The sequence below is a fragment of the Burkholderia catarinensis genome, assembly GCF_001883705.2.
GTDB lineage: Bacteria > Pseudomonadota > Gammaproteobacteria > Burkholderiales > Burkholderiaceae > Burkholderia > Burkholderia catarinensis.
In genome coordinates this window covers 224,254-239,317 of sequence record NZ_MDEQ02000013.1, presented here as the reverse complement: position 1 = coordinate 239,317, position 15,064 = coordinate 224,254, and the positions used below count along the sequence as shown (strand labels likewise).

At 67.5% G+C, this 15,064-nt stretch carries 17 protein-coding genes; 3 read left to right on the top strand and 14 right to left on the bottom strand.

Annotation, left to right across the window (positions count from 1 at the left end):
- Positions 1-72: 72 nt before the first annotated feature.
- From BFF94_RS22255 to BFF94_RS22200, 12 genes are all read right to left on the bottom strand, one after another.
- Positions 73-930 carry an ABC transporter permease gene (locus tag BFF94_RS22255; RefSeq protein ID WP_128848169.1) on the bottom strand — a complete coding sequence of 286 codons (858 nt, stop codon included), beginning with the start codon at positions 928-930 and terminating at the stop codon, positions 73-75.
- A 38-nt stretch (positions 931-968) separates the two neighbouring features.
- A complete protein-coding gene (locus BFF94_RS22250; RefSeq protein WP_128848165.1) occupies positions 969-1,766 on the bottom strand; it encodes an ABC transporter ATP-binding protein in 798 nt (265 codons plus the stop codon).
- 114 nt (positions 1,767-1,880) lie between these two features.
- On the bottom strand, positions 1,881-2,885 hold the full coding sequence (locus BFF94_RS22245) for an ABC transporter substrate-binding protein (protein ID WP_128848163.1): 1,005 nt from the start codon (positions 2,883-2,885) through the stop codon (positions 1,881-1,883).
- 166 nt (positions 2,886-3,051) lie between these two features.
- Entirely contained in the window at positions 3,052-3,834 is a 783-nt protein-coding gene (gene fliR / locus BFF94_RS22240; RefSeq protein WP_128848160.1) for a flagellar biosynthetic protein FliR, read from the bottom strand.
- Between the two features lie 23 nt (positions 3,835-3,857).
- The gene (gene fliQ, locus BFF94_RS22235; protein WP_006401718.1) at positions 3,858-4,130 is read right to left on the bottom strand and encodes a flagellar biosynthesis protein FliQ; all 273 of its coding nucleotides are present in this window, start codon (positions 4,128-4,130) and stop codon (positions 3,858-3,860) included.
- Between the two features lie 20 nt (positions 4,131-4,150).
- Positions 4,151-4,912, bottom strand: a complete 762-nt coding sequence (gene fliP, locus BFF94_RS22230) for a flagellar type III secretion system pore protein FliP (protein WP_128848158.1) — start codon at positions 4,910-4,912, stop codon at positions 4,151-4,153.
- A 36-nt stretch (positions 4,913-4,948) separates the two neighbouring features.
- On the bottom strand, positions 4,949-5,506 hold the full coding sequence (gene fliO, locus BFF94_RS22225; protein WP_219139844.1) for a flagellar biosynthetic protein FliO: 558 nt from the start codon (positions 5,504-5,506) through the stop codon (positions 4,949-4,951).
- Positions 5,503-5,994, bottom strand: coding sequence for a flagellar motor switch protein FliN (fliN, locus tag BFF94_RS22220; protein WP_048247989.1), 492 nt, complete (start codon positions 5,992-5,994; stop codon positions 5,503-5,505). The genes fliO and fliN overlap by 4 nt, the downstream gene beginning before the upstream one ends.
- Positions 5,987-6,985, bottom strand: a complete 999-nt coding sequence (gene fliM / locus BFF94_RS22215) for a flagellar motor switch protein FliM (protein ID WP_128848152.1) — start codon at positions 6,983-6,985, stop codon at positions 5,987-5,989. The genes fliN and fliM overlap by 8 nt, the downstream gene beginning before the upstream one ends.
- A gap of 22 nt (positions 6,986-7,007) precedes the next feature.
- Entirely contained in the window at positions 7,008-7,544 is a 537-nt protein-coding gene (gene fliL / locus BFF94_RS22210; RefSeq protein ID WP_128848149.1) for a flagellar basal body-associated protein FliL, read from the bottom strand.
- Between the two features lie 258 nt (positions 7,545-7,802).
- On the bottom strand, positions 7,803-8,525 hold the full coding sequence (locus BFF94_RS22205) for an LrgB family protein (protein ID WP_219139843.1): 723 nt from the start codon (positions 8,523-8,525) through the stop codon (positions 7,803-7,805).
- A 13-nt stretch (positions 8,526-8,538) separates the two neighbouring features.
- Complete coding sequence (locus BFF94_RS22200; protein ID WP_128843739.1) at positions 8,539-9,012, bottom strand: CidA/LrgA family protein; 474 nt, start codon at positions 9,010-9,012, stop codon at positions 8,539-8,541.
- A 140-nt stretch (positions 9,013-9,152) separates the two neighbouring features.
- Between BFF94_RS22200 and BFF94_RS22195 the strand changes: the two genes are divergently transcribed.
- Positions 9,153-10,079 (top strand): LysR family transcriptional regulator, encoded by a 927-nt coding sequence (locus tag BFF94_RS22195; protein WP_128843738.1) that lies wholly within the window; start codon positions 9,153-9,155, stop codon positions 10,077-10,079.
- Positions 10,080-10,165: 86 nt separating this feature from the next.
- On the opposite strand, the gene BFF94_RS22190 is transcribed toward BFF94_RS22195, so the two are convergent.
- Together BFF94_RS22190 and BFF94_RS22185 are read right to left on the bottom strand one after the other, a co-directional pair.
- A complete protein-coding gene (locus BFF94_RS22190) occupies positions 10,166-11,728 on the bottom strand; it encodes a DHA2 family efflux MFS transporter permease subunit (RefSeq protein ID WP_128843737.1) in 1,563 nt (520 codons plus the stop codon).
- 180 nt (positions 11,729-11,908) lie between these two features.
- Positions 11,909-12,394, bottom strand: a complete 486-nt coding sequence (locus tag BFF94_RS22185; RefSeq protein ID WP_128843736.1) for a MarR family winged helix-turn-helix transcriptional regulator — start codon at positions 12,392-12,394, stop codon at positions 11,909-11,911.
- Positions 12,395-12,568: 174 nt separating this feature from the next.
- On the opposite strand from BFF94_RS22185, the gene BFF94_RS22180 reads away from it, so the two are divergent.
- Positions 12,569-12,853 (top strand): multidrug ABC transporter ATPase, encoded by a 285-nt coding sequence (locus BFF94_RS22180; protein WP_128843735.1) that lies wholly within the window; start codon positions 12,569-12,571, stop codon positions 12,851-12,853.
- 253 nt (positions 12,854-13,106) lie between these two features.
- On the top strand, positions 13,107-14,642 hold the full coding sequence (locus BFF94_RS22175; protein ID WP_219139842.1) for an efflux transporter outer membrane subunit: 1,536 nt from the start codon (positions 13,107-13,109) through the stop codon (positions 14,640-14,642).
- Positions 14,643-15,064: the final 422 nt, after the last annotated feature.

Genomic DNA, 15,064 nt, shown 5'->3' with positions numbered 1-15,064 from the left:
TCCGAAATGCCGAACCGCGCCGGGGTCGCCGGCGCGGTCGGGAGTGTCATGTCAGGCGTCCGTCAGCGGCGTTCAGAACGCCGCGGGGCGCCACTTCAAGAGCCGCTTCTCGAGCCAGGTCAGCAGGTAGTCGGCGGCCAGCGCGACCACGGCCAGCACGATCATCGCCGCGAACACGCCGCTCGCGTTGAACGCGCCCTGGGCGGTGGAGATTAACAGGCCGATGCCCTGCTTGGAACCCAGGAATTCGCCGACGACCGCGCCGACCAGCGCGAAGCCGAAGCTCACGTGCAGGCTCGCGAGAATCCAGCTCAGCGCGGACGGGATCACGACGGCCGTGGTGATCTGCCGGCGCGACGCGCCGAGGATCTGCGCGTTCGCGATCAGGTAGCGATCGGCTTCGCGCACGCCCTGGAACGCGTTGCCGAACACGACGAAGAACACCATCACGACGGCCAGCGCGATCTTCGACGCCATCCCGAGGCCGAGCGCGATCACGAAGATCGAGCCGAGCACGACGCGCGGGATCGAGTTCGCGATCTGGATATACAGGCCGAACACGTCGGCCATCAGCTTGTTGCGGCCGAGCACGATCCCGCAGATCACGCCGGCGACCGAGCCGATCAGGAAGCCGATCCCGGTTTCCTCGAGCGTGACCCACACCTGCGTGAGCAGCGGGCCCTGCGACGTGCCGTTCACGAACCAGTCCTGGATCTGTGCGAAGATCAGCGACGGCATCGAGAAGAAGAACGGATCGATCCACTTGAGTCGTGCGGCGAGTTCCCACCCGCCCAGCACGATGACAAGCACGGCGATCCGCAGCGTGACGATCAGGTTGCGCCGGCGGCGCAGCCGGCGTTGCGCGGCGCGCTCGTCGTCCTCGAGCGTCGTCGCCGGAATGGCGGTGGTGGAAAGCGTCATGTCGGTCATGCTCCTGTCCTTGCTGTCCTTGCCGTGCGGCGTATGCGTCAGCCGATCTGCACTTCTTCGCGCAGGTCGTGCCAGATGTCCTTGGAAATTTCGATGAAGCGCGGGTCGTAGCGAATCTCCGACGTGACGCGCGGGCGCGGCAGGTCGATCTCGTACACGTTCTTGAGCGTCGCGGGGCGCGCGGTCAGCACGAACACGCGGTCGGCGAGCGCGATTGCCTCCTCGAGATCGTGCGTGACGAACACGACCGAGCCCTTGTTCGCGGACCACAGCTGCAGCAGCTCGTCCTGCATCAGCGTGCGCGTCTGCATGTCGAGCGCGGAGAACGGCTCGTCCATCAGCAGGATTTCCGGCTGGTTGATGAAGGTCTGCGCCAGTGCGACGCGCTTCCTCATCCCGCCGGAAAGTTGATGCGGGTAGTGCTTGGAGAACTTGTCGAGGCCGACCTTGCGGATCCATTCCTCGGCCTGCGTATACGCGACGTCCTTCGAGCGGCCGCGAAACAGCGGGCCCGCCGCGACGTTGTCGATCACGTTGCGCCACGGGAACACGGCGTCGGCCTGGAACACGAAGCCGATGCGCGGATCGATCCCGTCGACCGGGCGGCCCATTACGCGCACTTCGCCCGACACCGGCTTGAGCAGCCCGGTGATCATGTTGAGCGTCGTCGACTTGCCGCAGCCGGTCGGCCCGACGATCGCGATGAACTCGCCGCGCCCGACGCTCATGCTGAAGTCGCGCAGCGCGACGGTGGCCTTGCCTTCCGGCGAAATGAAGCGGCACGACACATTGCGAAACTCGATCGCCGGTGTGCTCGGGGAAACTGCCTGATTCATCGCATTCGTCCTGCGGGTGAGGAGGGCGTCGCATCGTGACGCAACGCCGGGCCGGTCAACCGGGCCGGAACGGGGAACGCACGGCGGCGGGATCGCCGCCGCCGGCGCCTCTGCTTACTTCGCGTTCACGAAATCGTTCGTATAGGTGCGCGCCAGGTCGATGTGCTTGCCCTTCACCGACGGGTTGAACGCCGACAGCACCTTCAGCACGGTCGCCGGGCCGTCGGCCGGCATCTTCGCGTCGGCGGTGTACATCGGCAGCGACGCCTTCAGCGCGCTCACGTACAGCGCCTTGTCCTTCTGGTAGTCGGCCGGCATCTTCGCGGCGATCTCCTCGGCGCTGTGCGTGTGGATGAACTGCATCGTCTTCGCGAATGCGTGCGCGAGCTTGATCGCGTCCGCCTTGTGCGAATCCGCCCAGGCCGACTGCACGTACAGGCTCGCGGCCGGGTAGGTGCCGCCGAGCGCGGCGCGCGTGCCTTCGAGCGTGCGCAAGTCGACCAGCACCTTCGCGTCGCCCATCTTCTCGAGCGCGGACACCGTCGGCTCGGTCGTCATCCCGGCGTCGATGCGGCCCTGCTTGATCGCGGCGATGAAGCTCGCGTCGGCGCCGACCGGCAGCATCGTGTACTGGGTCGACGGCACGCCTTGCTGCAGTGCGAGGTATTGGGTGAGGAAGCTCGTCGACGAGCCGAGGCCCGTCACGCCGAGCGTCTTGCCCTTCGCGTCGGCCATCGACTTGAAGGTCGGCGCGGCCTTGGTCGACACCATCTCGACTTCGCCCGGCACCTGGCCGAACACCGCGATCGCCTTCACGTCCTTGCCCTTGCTCTGCAGGTCGATCGTATGGTCGTAGAAGCCGACGACGCCCTGCACGGCGCCCGCGAGCAGCTCGTTCTCGGCGTCGACGCCGGCCGGCTGCGACAGCAGCTCGACGTCGAGCCCTTCGGCCTTGAAGTTGCCGAGCTCCTGCGTGAGCCGCGCGGGCAGGTAGATCAGCTTCGCGATCCCGCCGACCATGATCGTGATCTTGCCGCCGTCTTCGGCGAGCGCGGGGTGAGCGGCAAGCGCGCAGCTCAGGCTGGCTGCAACGGCGAGGGTGCGCAGAATGGGTCGCATCGGGTCGTCTCCGTTCGTTGTATTCGTGTGGCGCGATGCTTGCTGCATCGTCACGACGAGTATAGGGACGCGAAGCCTTCCGCTACCTTTCGCGGGCCGGCGATTCCTTTAGGGGTTTTCCAGCAACGGGGGGCCGGAACAGGCGGGGAACGGGGCCGGACGCGGGCTAGCGCCAGCCGATCAGCACGCGGCCCATCGCATCGAGCCCCATGTCGAACAGGTGCGACACGAACGGCACGAGGTTCGGCACCATCAGTTGCACGAGCAACAGCCCGACGAGCATCGTGACGGGAAAGCCGATCTGGAACACGCCGATCTGCGGCGCCGCGCGGTTCAGGATGCCGAGCGCGAGGTTCGCGATCAGCAGCGCCGCAACCACCGGCAGCGCCAGCAGCAGCCCCATCTCGAACACGGTCGCGCCGAACCCGGCGAGCGTGCGCCAGCCGGGCGCATGCAGCAGGTCGGCCGACACCGGCAGCGACTGGAACGACGCGGCGAGCGCGGCGAACACCTGCAGGTGGCCGTCCATCGCGAGGAACGCGAGCATCGCGATCGCATTCAGGAAGCGGCCCATCACGGGCGTCGCGCCGCTCGTATGCGGATCGAAGAAGGTGGCGAAGCCGAGACCCATCGACAGCCCGATGAAGTCGCCGGCCGCCTCGACGGCCGCGAACACGATCTGCATCGTGAAGCCCATCGCGACGCCGATCAGGAACTGCATGACGAGGATCCAGATGCCCGGCGCGGAGAACACGGTGACGTCCGGCATCGCGCCGAGCGTCGGCGCGACGACCAGCGCCATGAACGCGGCGAGGCCGATCTTCACGCGCACGGGCACCGCCGCGTGGCCCACGACGGGCGCGGTCGCGACCAGCGCGAGCATCCGCACGAACGGCCAGAGGAAAGCCGTGAGCCAGCCGTTGAGCTGCGCGTAGGTAACCGAGAACATCGCCGCCGGATGGTGCGCGCGGCTCAGCCGGCGCCGAGCGTCGCGACGTGCAGCAGCGTCTGCCGCAGGTAGTCGAGCATCGTCGTCAGCATCCACGGGCCGGCGATCACGAGCGTCGCGGCGACCGCGAGCAGCTTCGGGATGAACGACAGCGTCGCCTCGTTGATCTGCGTCGCGGCCTGGAACAGGCTCACGACGAGGCCGACCGCGAGCGCGACCAGCAGCAGCGGGGCGGCGAGCAGCAGGCCGACCATCATCGCCTGGTGCGCAAGCGTCATCACTTGTTCGGGCGTCATCGCGCGTTTTCCTCCGCCGCTTACGTAAAGCTCTGCGCGAGCGAGCCGATCAGCAGTTGCCAGCCGTCGACCAGCACGAACAGCATCAGCTTGAACGGCAGCGACACGGTGGACGGCGACACCATCATCATCCCCATCGACATCAGCACGCTCGCGACGACCATGTCGATGATCAGGAACGGGATGAAGACCGTGAAGCCGATCTGGAAGCCGGTCTTCAGCTCGCTCGTGACGAATGCGGGCACCAGCAGCGACAGCGGCACGTCCTCGGGGCCCTGCATCGGCGGGGCCTTCGAGATCTTCGCGAACAGCGCGAGATCGGTCTCGCGGGTCTGCTTCAGCATGAAGGTCTTGAACGGCGCGACGCCGCGCTGCACGGCCTGCTCCATCGGCATCGTGCCGTCGGAAAACGGCTTGTAGCCGTCGTTGTACGCACGGTCGAGCACCGGCGACATCACGAAGAAGGTCAGGAACATCGCAAGGCCGACGAGCACCTGGTTCGGCGGCGTCGTCGCGGTGCCGAGCGCCTGGCGCAGCAGCGACAGCACGATGATGATGCGCGTGAAACTCGTCATCATCAACAGCATCGCCGGCAGGAACGACAGCATCGTGAGCAGCAGCATCGTCTGCACGCTCAGCGAATAGGTGGTGCCGCCGTGCGGGCCCGGGCTCGCGTTGAGCGCGGGCAGGCCGTTCGCCTGCGCGCACGCGAGCGCGGGGGCGAGGCAGAGGATCAGCACGGGCGCGAAGCGCGCCGCGCGACGCAGGAATTCGTGTTTCATCGGAATGCGGGTACGGAAAGAGGGCGCAGCGCCATGTCAGCGGTCCTTGCCGCGACCGAGGCGTTTCGCGGCTTCGCCCGCGAGCGCGTCGCGAAACCGCGAGCCGAACGTGCCGGGCAGGCCGCCTTCGAACGGTGCGGTGCCGGCGGGTACGTCGGCCGAGGCCGTCGTCGCGGCGGCCGGCAGCGTATGCAGCAGCCGCACGTTGCCCGGCGCGACGCCGAGCACGAGCCAGGTGTCGCCGATCTCGACGATCGTCGCGCTTTCCTTCGCGCCGAGCCCGACGCTCGACACGACCTTCAGCGGGCCGCCGCGCCGCGCGGGCTGGAAGCCGAAGCGGCGCGCGAGCCATGCGCAAGCGAATACGAGACCGATCACGACCGCGAGCCCGACGAGCGTCTGCAGCACCGCGCCGATGCCGAGCGACGGCGCGGCCGAGCCGACCATCACGCTCGACGCGATCGAACCGGCGTGGTTCACCGCGTTCATGTCGGCGGCACCTGCCGGCGCGCAGGCAAGCGACGCCGCCATGGCGACGGCAGCCGCCGCCGCGATCGCGAGGCGCACGCGGCGGCCGGGCTCCACGACGTTCATCGGTTCAGCTTCCGGATGCGTTCGGCCGGCGTGATGATGTCGGTCAGGCGGATGCCGAACTTGTCGTTGACGACCACGACCTCGCCCTGCGCGATCAGGCAGCCGTTCACGAGCACGTCCATCGGCTCGCCGGCCATGCCGTCCAGCTCGACCACCGAGCCCTGCGCGAGCTGCAGCAGGTTGCGGATCGCGATCTTCGTGCGGCCGAGCTCCACGGTCATCTTGACCGGGATGTCGAGGATCATCTCGATGTCGTTGTGCGTCGAGCTCGCCGCGGCTTTCGACAGCGGCTGGAACACGCCGGCGCCCGTCGCGCCCGGCTGCACCGGCTGCTGGTTCTGCTCGGCGAGCGCGGCCGCCCAGTCGTCGATGCCCGGATCCTCTTCCGCCGCGGCCGGTGCCGCCTGCGCGGCGGCGGCCGATGCCGCGAGGGCCGCATCGGCCATCGCTTGCACGTCGTCCTCGGGCGTCTGGTTCAGCTCACTCATATCCACCTTCCTTCGTCGTATCGCCCGCGCTGATCATCTTCTGCACGCGCAACGCATATTGACCATTGAAAATTCCGTAGCCGCATTCCATCACCGGCACGCCGTCGACCTTCGCGGTGATCGTGTCGGCGATCTCCAGCGGCAGCACGTCGCCCGCGCGCAGGTTCAGGATCTTCTCGAAGGTCGACGAGATCTCGGCGAGATTCGCGCTCAGCTCGACCTCGGCGGCCTGCACCTGCTGCGACAGCACGCGCACCCAGCGGCGGTCGACTTCGAGCGCCTCGCCCTGGATCGGCGAACTCAGCACGTCGCGGATCGGCTCGATCATCGAGTACGGCATGCAGATGTGCAGCGTGCCGCCCGTCGGCCCGAACTCGATCGAGAACTGCGTGACGATCACGATCTCGTTCGGCGTCGCGACGTTCGCGAACTGCGTATGCATCTCCGAGCGCACGAATTCGAACTGCAGCGACCGCACGCTCTTCCACGCGGTCATGTAGTGCTCGAACACGAGGTTCAGCAGCTTGCCGATGATCCGCTGCTCGGTGGCCGTGAAATCGCGGCCCTCGACGCGCGTGTGAAAGCGCCCGTCGCCGCCGAACAGGTTGTCGACGACGAAGAACACGAGGTTCGGGTCGAACACGAACAGCGACGTGCCGCGCAGCGGCTTCACGTGCACCAGGTTCAGGTTCGTCGGGATCGGCAGGTTGCGGGTGAACTCGCTGTACTTCTGCACCTTCACCTGGCTGACGGAGATTTCCGCCGTGCGCCGCATGAAGTTGAAGATGCCGATCCGCAGCAGGCGCGCGAAGCGGTCGTTGATGATCTCGAGGCCGGGCATCCGGCCGCGGACGATCCGCTCCTGCGTCGCGATGTTGTAGGGGCGGACGCCCGATGTGTCGCGCTGCTCGTCGACTGCATCGGCTTCGCCCGTGACGCCCTTGAGGAGGGCATCGACCTCCTCCTGGGACATGAACTCCTGGTGACCCATACGCGCTCCTTTCTCGGCCGCGTTACTGGACGACGAACTCGGTGAACAGCACGTCGTCGACCTTCGCGCGCTGGTTGCCCGGCTGCGTCGGCTGCTCGATCAGTTCCCGCAGTTCCTTCGCGAGCGAACGTTTGCCTTCCGGCGTCGCGAGTTCCTCGGGATGCTTGTTCGACAGCGCGAGCAGGATCCGGCTGCGGATCTCCGGCATCCGCGCGGTCAGTTGCTCCTGCGCCTTCGGGTCGGTGAGCTTCAGCGACAGGCCGACGCGCAGGTAGTGCTGCGCGCCGTCGTCGGACTGCAGGTTCACGGTCAGCGGGTCGAGCGGGAAGAACACCGGCGCAGCAAGCGGCGCCGGCTCGGCGGGCGCGCTCGCATGGCCGACGCCTTCCTTGCTCAGGAACACGTACATGCCGCCGGCTGCGGCAGCGGCCGCGCCCAGCGCGATGACGGCGATGAGCGCGATGCGCTTGAACTTGCCGGACGAAGCCGGCTTGTCGGCGGTCGGGTTTGCGGTCGTGGAGGCCATGTGAATGCGTGCGTGATGTCTCGTAGCATGCATTGTTCGGCATCCGGGCCAATCCCGATGGGCGGAAAAGAGGGGGGATTTGCGGCTATCTCAGCCGATGGTCGGCCGGCGCGGCCCGATGCCGGGTGGCGGAGACAGAAAAGGAAGGCGCGCCGGCGGCCGGGGCGAGCCTGGCCGGAAGGCGGCAAGGGAACAGGCGGCGGCACCACGCCCGCCGCGCGGGGCAGGTCATGCCGGCGGCGGCAGACGCGATCGCGCCGGGCCGGCCCCCGCGCGCTGCCGGCCGCACCGTCAGATCGGCAGCAGGCTCAGCAGCGGCGCGATCAGCACCATCGCGACGCCCGCGATCATCATCGTGAGGCTCGACACGACGCCTTCCTCGTTGCCGATCTCGCGCGCCTTCGCGGTGCCCACGCCGTGGGCGGCCGCGCCGAACAGCGCGCCGCGCGCGAGCCGCGTGCGCATCGGCACCAGCGCGAGCACGATCTCGCCGAGCAGCATCCCGCAGATACCGGTCGCGATCACGAACAGCGCGGTGAGATCCTTCGGCGCGTGGATCTTGTCCGACACGGCGAGCGCGAACGGCGTCGACACCGAGCGCGTCATCAGCGAGCGCTGCAGCTCGGGCGACAGGTGCAGCAGCTTCGCGAGCAGCAGCGACCCGGACACGCCCGCGCCGATCCCGACCGCGACGCCGACCGACAGCGACAGCCAGTGGCGGCGGATCAGGTCGCGATATTCGTAGATCGGCACCGCGAACGCGATCGTCGCCGGGCCGAGCAGCCACATCAGCCAGCGCGTGTCGCGGAAGTAGACCGAATACGGGATGCCGGTCAGCAGGACGAGCAGCACCAGCACGCCCGGCACGAACACGAGCGGCGAGAACAGCAGCGTCTTCTTGTACGCATAGAGCCGCTTCGACGCGAAATACAGCACGACCGTCAGCACGAAGCAGCCGACGGAGATCGCGGTATTCACGTGGTCGGCGGACAGGTTCGACAGCAGCGCATGCATCGCGGGCCCCGGCTCAGTGGACAGACACGGTGGCGAGGCGCGCGCGGCGGCGTTCGGCGAACACGCGTTGCGCGGCGAGCCGGCGTTCGAGCTTCGCGGCGAGGTCGACCGCGACGGCCACCGCGACCATCACGAACGCGGTGCCGGCGAGCATCACCAGCGCGATGCGCCAGCCGTCCTCGCGGAACAGCCCGCCGTACTGGACCGCCGCGACGGCGGCCGGCACGAAGAACAGCAGCATGTCGGACAGCAGCCAGTTCGCGCCGTCCTTCACCCACGCGGGCGCGACGCGGCCCGAGAACAGCAGCACGAGCAGCACCGCGAGGCCGATCACGCCGGACGGCACCGGCAGCCCGACCGCGCGCACGGCCCAGTCGACCGCCATCCACAGCACGCCGAGCGCCGTGGCCTGCAGCACGATCCGGCCCGTGTGCGCAACGTTGCCCGAAGCGGCGGGGCGGGCAGCAGCAGCGGTCGGCTTGGTCATGGCGGGCTCCATACAGATATTTCGTTGATGGTGTGAGTATAGGGTTTCCCCTAACCATAAATAAAATGACTTGTCTCTATCCTTGTCATTCCAATTCGGAATTCACTTTTTGATCGCCGCACCAGTTTGGGGAGTCATCGATGGAATTGCGCGCGCTGCGGTACTTCGTCGAGGTGGTCCGCCAGCAGAGCTTCACCGCGGCGGCCGACAAGCTGTTCGTGACCCAGCCGACCATCAGCAAGATGGTGAAGGCGCTCGAGGACGAGATCGGTTCGCCGCTGTTGCTGCGCGACGGGCGGCAGATGGTGCTGACCGACGCGGGGCGGATCGTGTTCCAGCGCGGCCAGGACGTGCTCGCCGCACAGGCGCAGTTGCAGTCGGAGCTGAACGATCTCGGCACGCTCGGTCGCGGCGAGCTGACGATCGGCATCCCGCCGCTCGGCGGGTCGCTGTTCACGCCGATCATCGCCGCGTACAAGCAGCGCTATCCGAACATCGAGCTGAAGCTGTTCGAGCAGGGCGCGCGGATGATCGAGGCCGCGCTGACGTCGGGCGAACTGGAACTTGGCGGACTCCTGGAGCCGGTCGATCCCGGCACGTTCGAGCGGCTGCCGATGGTGCGCGCGCCGCTATGGCTCGTCGCGCCGCGCGAGTCGCGCTGGGAGGATCAGGCGACCGTGCCGCTCGCGGATCTCGCGCGCGAATCGTTCGTGTTCTACGCGGAAAGCCTCGCGCTGCATGACGCGGTGCTCGATGCGTGCCGGCAGGCCGGCTTCACGCCGTCGATCGTGAGCCGCAGCGGCCACTGGGATTTCATGGCCGCGCTCGTGCATGCGGGCGTCGGCATTGCGCTGCTGCCCGAGCCGTATTGCCGGCGGCTCGACGAGGGCCAGTTCACGTGCCGGCCGATCGTCGAGCCGGAAATCACGTGGGCGATCGCGCTCGGCTGGCTGAAGAAGGGGTATCTGTCGCACGCGGCACGCGCGTGGCTCGAGGTCGCGCGGGCGACGCTGCCGGTCGCGCCCGGCGACGATCTCGCATTCGGCGGGTTGCGGGCGCGGGAGTGACGCGCGACAAGCTCGTCTTTACGTCACACATGTCGTAAGTCTGCATCGCCCCCCAAAATCGGTCGAATTCAAACATCCTGCCGGCTTCAATGCCCCATCGCCGGCCCCGCCCCCTTCTTCGGCTTCGTGATCCACACGAGCACCGCGAGCGCGCCGAACATGAACGCCGACAGGAGGAAGAAGTCGTTGGTCGCCATCATGAAGCCCTGCTGCGTGACGAGCTGGTTGAGCTGCGCGTTGGCCGTCTGGCCGACGATGCCGAGCTGCGCCAGCGCGCCCTGGTAGTCGGTCGTGCTCTGCGCATACACGCTCACCGATTCCGACAGCCGCGCATGGTGGTAGATCGCGTCGTTCTCCCAGAACGTCGAGCTGGCCGCGGTGCCGATCGCGCCGGACAGCGTGCGCAGGAAGTTCGACAGCCCGGACGCGCTCGCGAGCCGCTCGTCGGAGATGCTCGACAGCGTGATCGTCGTCATCGGCACGAAGAAGCACGCGACGCCGATCCCCTGCACGAGCCGCGGCAGGATCACGTGGCTGAACGGCACGTCGAGCGTGAACGTCGAGTTCCAGATCGACACGCCCGCGAACACGATGAACGCGAAGCTCGCGACCATCCGCAGGTCGAGCCGGTGCATGTTGCGGCCGATCAGCGGCGACAGCACCAGCGCGAGCAGCCCGACCGGCGCGGTCGCGAGGCCGGCCTTGCCGGCCGTGTAGCCCATCACCGTCTGCAGCCACAGCGGGAAGATCACGACCGAGCCGAAGAACGCCATGAAGCCGAACGAGATGATCAGCGCGCCGAGCGCGAAGTTGCGATCCTTGAAGAGCGACAGGTCGACCACCGGCTCCTTCTCGGTCGCCTCCCACACGAGCATGAACGCGAGCGACACGACCGCGATCAGCGCGAGCGCGACGATGAACGACGAGTTGAACCAGTCGCGGTCCTTGCCGAGGTCGAGCATCATCTGCAGGCACGACACGCCGATCACGAGCAGCGCGAGGCCGATCGCGTCGATCCGCTGCTTCGACGTCTTCGTTTCGCGGCCGCGCAGCAGGAAGTACGCGCAGGCCGCCGAGAAGATGCCGATCGGCAGGTTGATGTAGAAGATCCACGGCCACGTGTAGTTGTCGCTGATCCAGCCGCCCAGCAACGGGCCGAAGATCGGCGCGACGATCACCGTCATCGCCCATAGCCCGAGCGCGAGCCCGCGCTTCGCGGGCGGGTAGCTGCGCATCAGGATCGTCTGCGACAGCGGCACCATCGGCCCCGACACGAGCCCCTGCAGCAGCCGGAACGCGATCAGCGTCTCGAAGTTGGTCGCGAGGCCGCACAGCGCCGACGCGATCGTGAACGCGAGCACCGACAGCGTGAAGAGGCGCACCTCGCCGACGCGCCGCGCGAGCCAGCCGGTGAGCGGCACCGCGATCGCGGACGCGACCGAGTATGACGAGATCACCCAGGTGCCTTCGCTCGTCGCGACGCCGAGGCTGCCCGAGATGGTCGGCACCGCGACGTTCGCGATCGACGTGTCGAGCACCTCCATGAAGGTGCCGAGCGCGAGCCCGACGGTGAGCAGCGCGAGCGCCCCGCCGGTCAACGGCGCGGGTGAAGCGGCGGGGGAGGCGGCGGATGCCGTGGTGGCGGACATCGGAATCTCCTAGACGCGGCGCGCGCGACGCGCCGGCACAACGCACGGGGGCGCGACACGGCGCAGCCCGGCCGGGTGGAATGGATCAGGGGAAAAGCGGAGCATGTGTCCTGTCATCTTCTGCCCAGACAGATAAATAAACGAATGCTTAACCTAGACATGGGGCCGCCGCGCGCATCATCAGTCGGCTTCGTCGGGCTTCGGGCAACCGGTCGTGCCGGGCCCGTTGGCGATGAAGCGCTGGAGCAGGCCGGTGAGCGTCGCGAGCTCGTCGGCCGAGAAACCGTCGAGCTGCGCGTTGAGCACGGTCGCGACCAGCGACGGCAGCGCGCGGGCCGCATCGACGCCGCGCTCGGTCAGCGTCAGCTCGATCATCCGGCGGTCCTGCTCGCTGCGCGAGCGCGCGACCAGCCCCTTGCGTTCGAGCCGGTCGAGCATCCGCGTCATCGAACCGCTGTCGTACGACATCTTGCGGGACAGCTCGAACGGCGTGCGCGCATAGCCGCGCGACAGCAGCAGGATCACGCCGATCTGCTGCGCGGTGAGGTCGAGCGGCTCGAGCGCGCGGTCCATCCGCTCGACGAGCGCCTGCCTCGCCTTCGACAGGTAATAGCCGAGGCTCGTTTCCAGCGCGATGTTCTCGGGATCGTAGAGGCCGCCGGTCATGCGATTGCGCACGCAGCAATAGTGCGTTTCAGGTTAAAACGCGCCCAGTATCTTGAAAAATGATTGCTTAGTCAATATTATTTGAGGCAACCAGTTACGACGTGCATGTTGCACTGCCGGAGACGATGTTCTGACCGATTCGCCCGCGCTGCCGGGTACCCGAGGATGTTCGCGATGCTGTTCCTGAAAAATGCCGCCGGCGCGCTGCGCCGCAACCTAACCGATACCGCTCATCATGTGTTTTCCGGGCCGCACCGCGGCTGGAAGATCGCGCTGTACGTGACGATGCTGGTCGTGCCGGGCGGCTCGCTCGCGGCGCTCGGGTTCGCATGGTTCGATCATCGCCGGCAGCGCAACGCGAAAGGCGGCGCACGCGGCACGAGCCGGCCGGCCGCGACGGAGCCGTCGACATGGCGGTCCGCCGCCGAACCCGTCCCGGTGCCCGTGCGCTGCCACTGACGCCGCTCCCGCCTTCCTCCTGTTCCGATTGCGCCACGCGCGGCCGGCGTCGCACGCCCATCTTCCCGCAAGCGCCCCGTAATGGCCGGTAAACCGGCCGCCCGCGCCGGTAACACATTCGTGCCGCCGCGCGCCGTACCCTTGGGGCTGCGCAGCTCTCCAGCCGTCAGTTACCATTTGTCCGCCAGCGGCATGACGACCGCATCGTGCGACGCCCGCTCGCCGGCCGTCGCGCCCAGACAGGAAAACCACCATGCCGTACGCCCCCCTCCCGCGCGCCCTTCGCCCGCTGAGCGCCGCCGTCGCCATTGCGACGGCCGTGCTGCTCGCCGGCTGCGCCGTCGGGCCCGACTATCACCGGCCCGACACGTCGATCCCCGCCGCGTTCAAGGAAGCGCCGGCCGGCTGGAAGGTCGCTCAGCCCGCCGACCGCACCGACCGCGGCGCATGGTGGACGGTCTACAACGATCCGCAGCTCGATGCGCTGATCGGCAAGCTCAACGCATCGAACCAGACCATCGCGCAATCGGCGGCCGCGTACCGGCAGGCGCGCGCGCTCGTCACCGAGGCGCGCGCCGCGTATTTCCCGACCGTCGGGCTGACCGCATCGGGCTCGCGCGCCCGCACGCCGCGCACGTCGGGCTCGTCGTCGAGTTTCGGCAGCGGTTCGTCCGGATCGATCAACAACAGCTACAGCGTCGGCCTCGACGCGAGCTGGGAGCCCGACCTGTGGGGCAAGGTGAGCCGCACCGTCAGCGCGCAGCGCGCCGGCGAAGCGGCGGCCGCGGCCGATCTCGCGAACGCGCGGCTGTCGCAGCAAGCGCTGCTCGCGCAAACCTATTTCCAGCTGCGCACGTCCGATGCGCTGCAAAAGCTGCTCGACGACACCGTGAAGTCGTACGAACGGTCGCTGACGCTCACGCAGAACCAGTACGCGCAGGGCGTCGCCGCGCGCGCGGACGTGATCCAGGCGCAGACGCAACTGCAAAGCGCGCAGGCGGCGTCGATCGACAACGGCGTCGCGCGCGCGCAGTACGAGCATGCGATCGCGACGCTGATCGGCGAACCGGCGTCGACCTTCTCGCTGCCGCCGAACCCGCTCACGGCCGAGCCGCCGATCACGCCGGTCGACGTACCGTCCGCGATACTCGAACGCCGGCCCGACATCGCGGCGGCCGAGCGCCGCGCGGCCGCCGCGAACGAGCAGATCGGCGTCGCGATCGCCGCGTTCTTCCCGACGCTCACGCTGTCGGCCACCGGCGGCGTCCAGAGCTCGGTGTGGTCGCAGCTGTTCACGCTGCCGGCGCGTTTCTGGACGGTCGGCCCGCAGCTCGCGGCCACGCTGTTCGACGCGGGGCTGCGCGCCGCGCAGACCGACGCCGCGCGCGCGACCTACGACCAGGACGTCGCCGCGTATCGCCTCGCGGTGCTCACCGCGTTCCAGGACGTCGAGGACAACCTCGCATCGCAACGCATCCTCGCGCAGGAAATCGACGTGCAGCGGCAGGCCGTGGACAGCGCCGAGCACGCGCTCGCGATCGTCACGAACCAGTACAAGGCCGGCACGGTCGCCTACCTGAACGTGCTGACCGCGCAGACCACCGCATTCACCGCGCAGCAGAAGCTCGCGACGATCGGCGGGCAGCGGATGGTGTCGTCGGTCGGGCTCGTGAAGGCGCTCGGCGGCGGCTGGGATGCGTCGGACATGGCGCGCGAGAACGGCGACATGGCTGCGCCGGCACCGATACCCGCGAGTAGTGCGGTAGCCGCGCCGATCGCGCAGAAGTGAAAATCGCGCGCCACGCGCATGACGCCTTGGTTATCAAATCGGCTGGTTTGCGCTTGAGTGGAATGGCGACGCGGACCGCGAATCCTTTTGCTGAACGACTGCATACCTATGTCGTTCAGCGAAATGGCGGACAGCGAGACATTTAGTTAACGTCCTAAATACGGACATGCGGATTTTGATAAATAACAATATTCAGGTTGATTTTCTATCTCGATTTATTATCTCAATAATAAATCATTGATATTATTAATGATGTGCCTTATAAATTCGCTGCGTCAGCACCATGATGCATATTCCGTCATTAATAAGGAGATACGAAAATGATCGCGCATATCGGAGAAAAATGCCCACAGGGCGGCACGTGGCATCCTGTCGGAAACCCGAATGACACTCGCTCCATCGGTATCGGCAATATCATGCCT

Bases quoted from the DNA above. Each gene is read 5' to 3' on its own strand.
- BFF94_RS22255 (WP_128848169.1), bottom strand. From the start codon at position 930: ATGACCGACATGACGCTTTCCACCACCGCCATTCCGGCGACGACGCTC.
- BFF94_RS22250 (WP_128848165.1), bottom strand. From the start codon at position 1,766: ATGAATCAGGCAGTTTCCCCGAGCACACCGGCGATCGAGTTTCGCAAT.
- BFF94_RS22245 (WP_128848163.1), bottom strand. From the start codon at position 2,885: ATGCGACCCATTCTGCGCACCCTCGCCGTTGCAGCCAGCCTGAGCTGC.
- fliR (WP_128848160.1), bottom strand. From the start codon at position 3,834: ATGTTCTCGGTTACCTACGCGCAGCTCAACGGCTGGCTCACGGCTTTC.
- fliQ (WP_006401718.1), bottom strand. From the start codon at position 4,130: ATGACGCCCGAACAAGTGATGACGCTTGCGCACCAGGCGATGATGGTC.
- fliP (WP_128848158.1), bottom strand. From the start codon at position 4,912: ATGAAACACGAATTCCTGCGTCGCGCGGCGCGCTTCGCGCCCGTGCTG.
- fliO (WP_219139844.1), bottom strand. From the start codon at position 5,506: ATGAACGTCGTGGAGCCCGGCCGCCGCGTGCGCCTCGCGATCGCGGCG.
- fliN (WP_048247989.1), bottom strand. From the start codon at position 5,994: ATGAGTGAGCTGAACCAGACGCCCGAGGACGACGTGCAAGCGATGGCC.
- fliM (WP_128848152.1), bottom strand. From the start codon at position 6,985: ATGGGTCACCAGGAGTTCATGTCCCAGGAGGAGGTCGATGCCCTCCTC.
- fliL (WP_128848149.1), bottom strand. From the start codon at position 7,544: ATGCATGCTACGAGACATCACGCACGCATTCACATGGCCTCCACGACC.
- BFF94_RS22205 (WP_219139843.1), bottom strand. From the start codon at position 8,525: ATGCATGCGCTGCTGTCGAACCTGTCCGCCGACCACGTGAATACCGCG.
- BFF94_RS22200 (WP_128843739.1), bottom strand. From the start codon at position 9,012: ATGACCAAGCCGACCGCTGCTGCTGCCCGCCCCGCCGCTTCGGGCAAC.
- BFF94_RS22195 (WP_128843738.1), top strand. From the start codon at position 9,153: ATGGAATTGCGCGCGCTGCGGTACTTCGTCGAGGTGGTCCGCCAGCAG.
- BFF94_RS22190 (WP_128843737.1), bottom strand. From the start codon at position 11,728: ATGTCCGCCACCACGGCATCCGCCGCCTCCCCCGCCGCTTCACCCGCG.
- BFF94_RS22185 (WP_128843736.1), bottom strand. From the start codon at position 12,394: ATGACCGGCGGCCTCTACGATCCCGAGAACATCGCGCTGGAAACGAGC.
- BFF94_RS22180 (WP_128843735.1), top strand. From the start codon at position 12,569: ATGCTGTTCCTGAAAAATGCCGCCGGCGCGCTGCGCCGCAACCTAACC.
- BFF94_RS22175 (WP_219139842.1), top strand. From the start codon at position 13,107: ATGCCGTACGCCCCCCTCCCGCGCGCCCTTCGCCCGCTGAGCGCCGCC.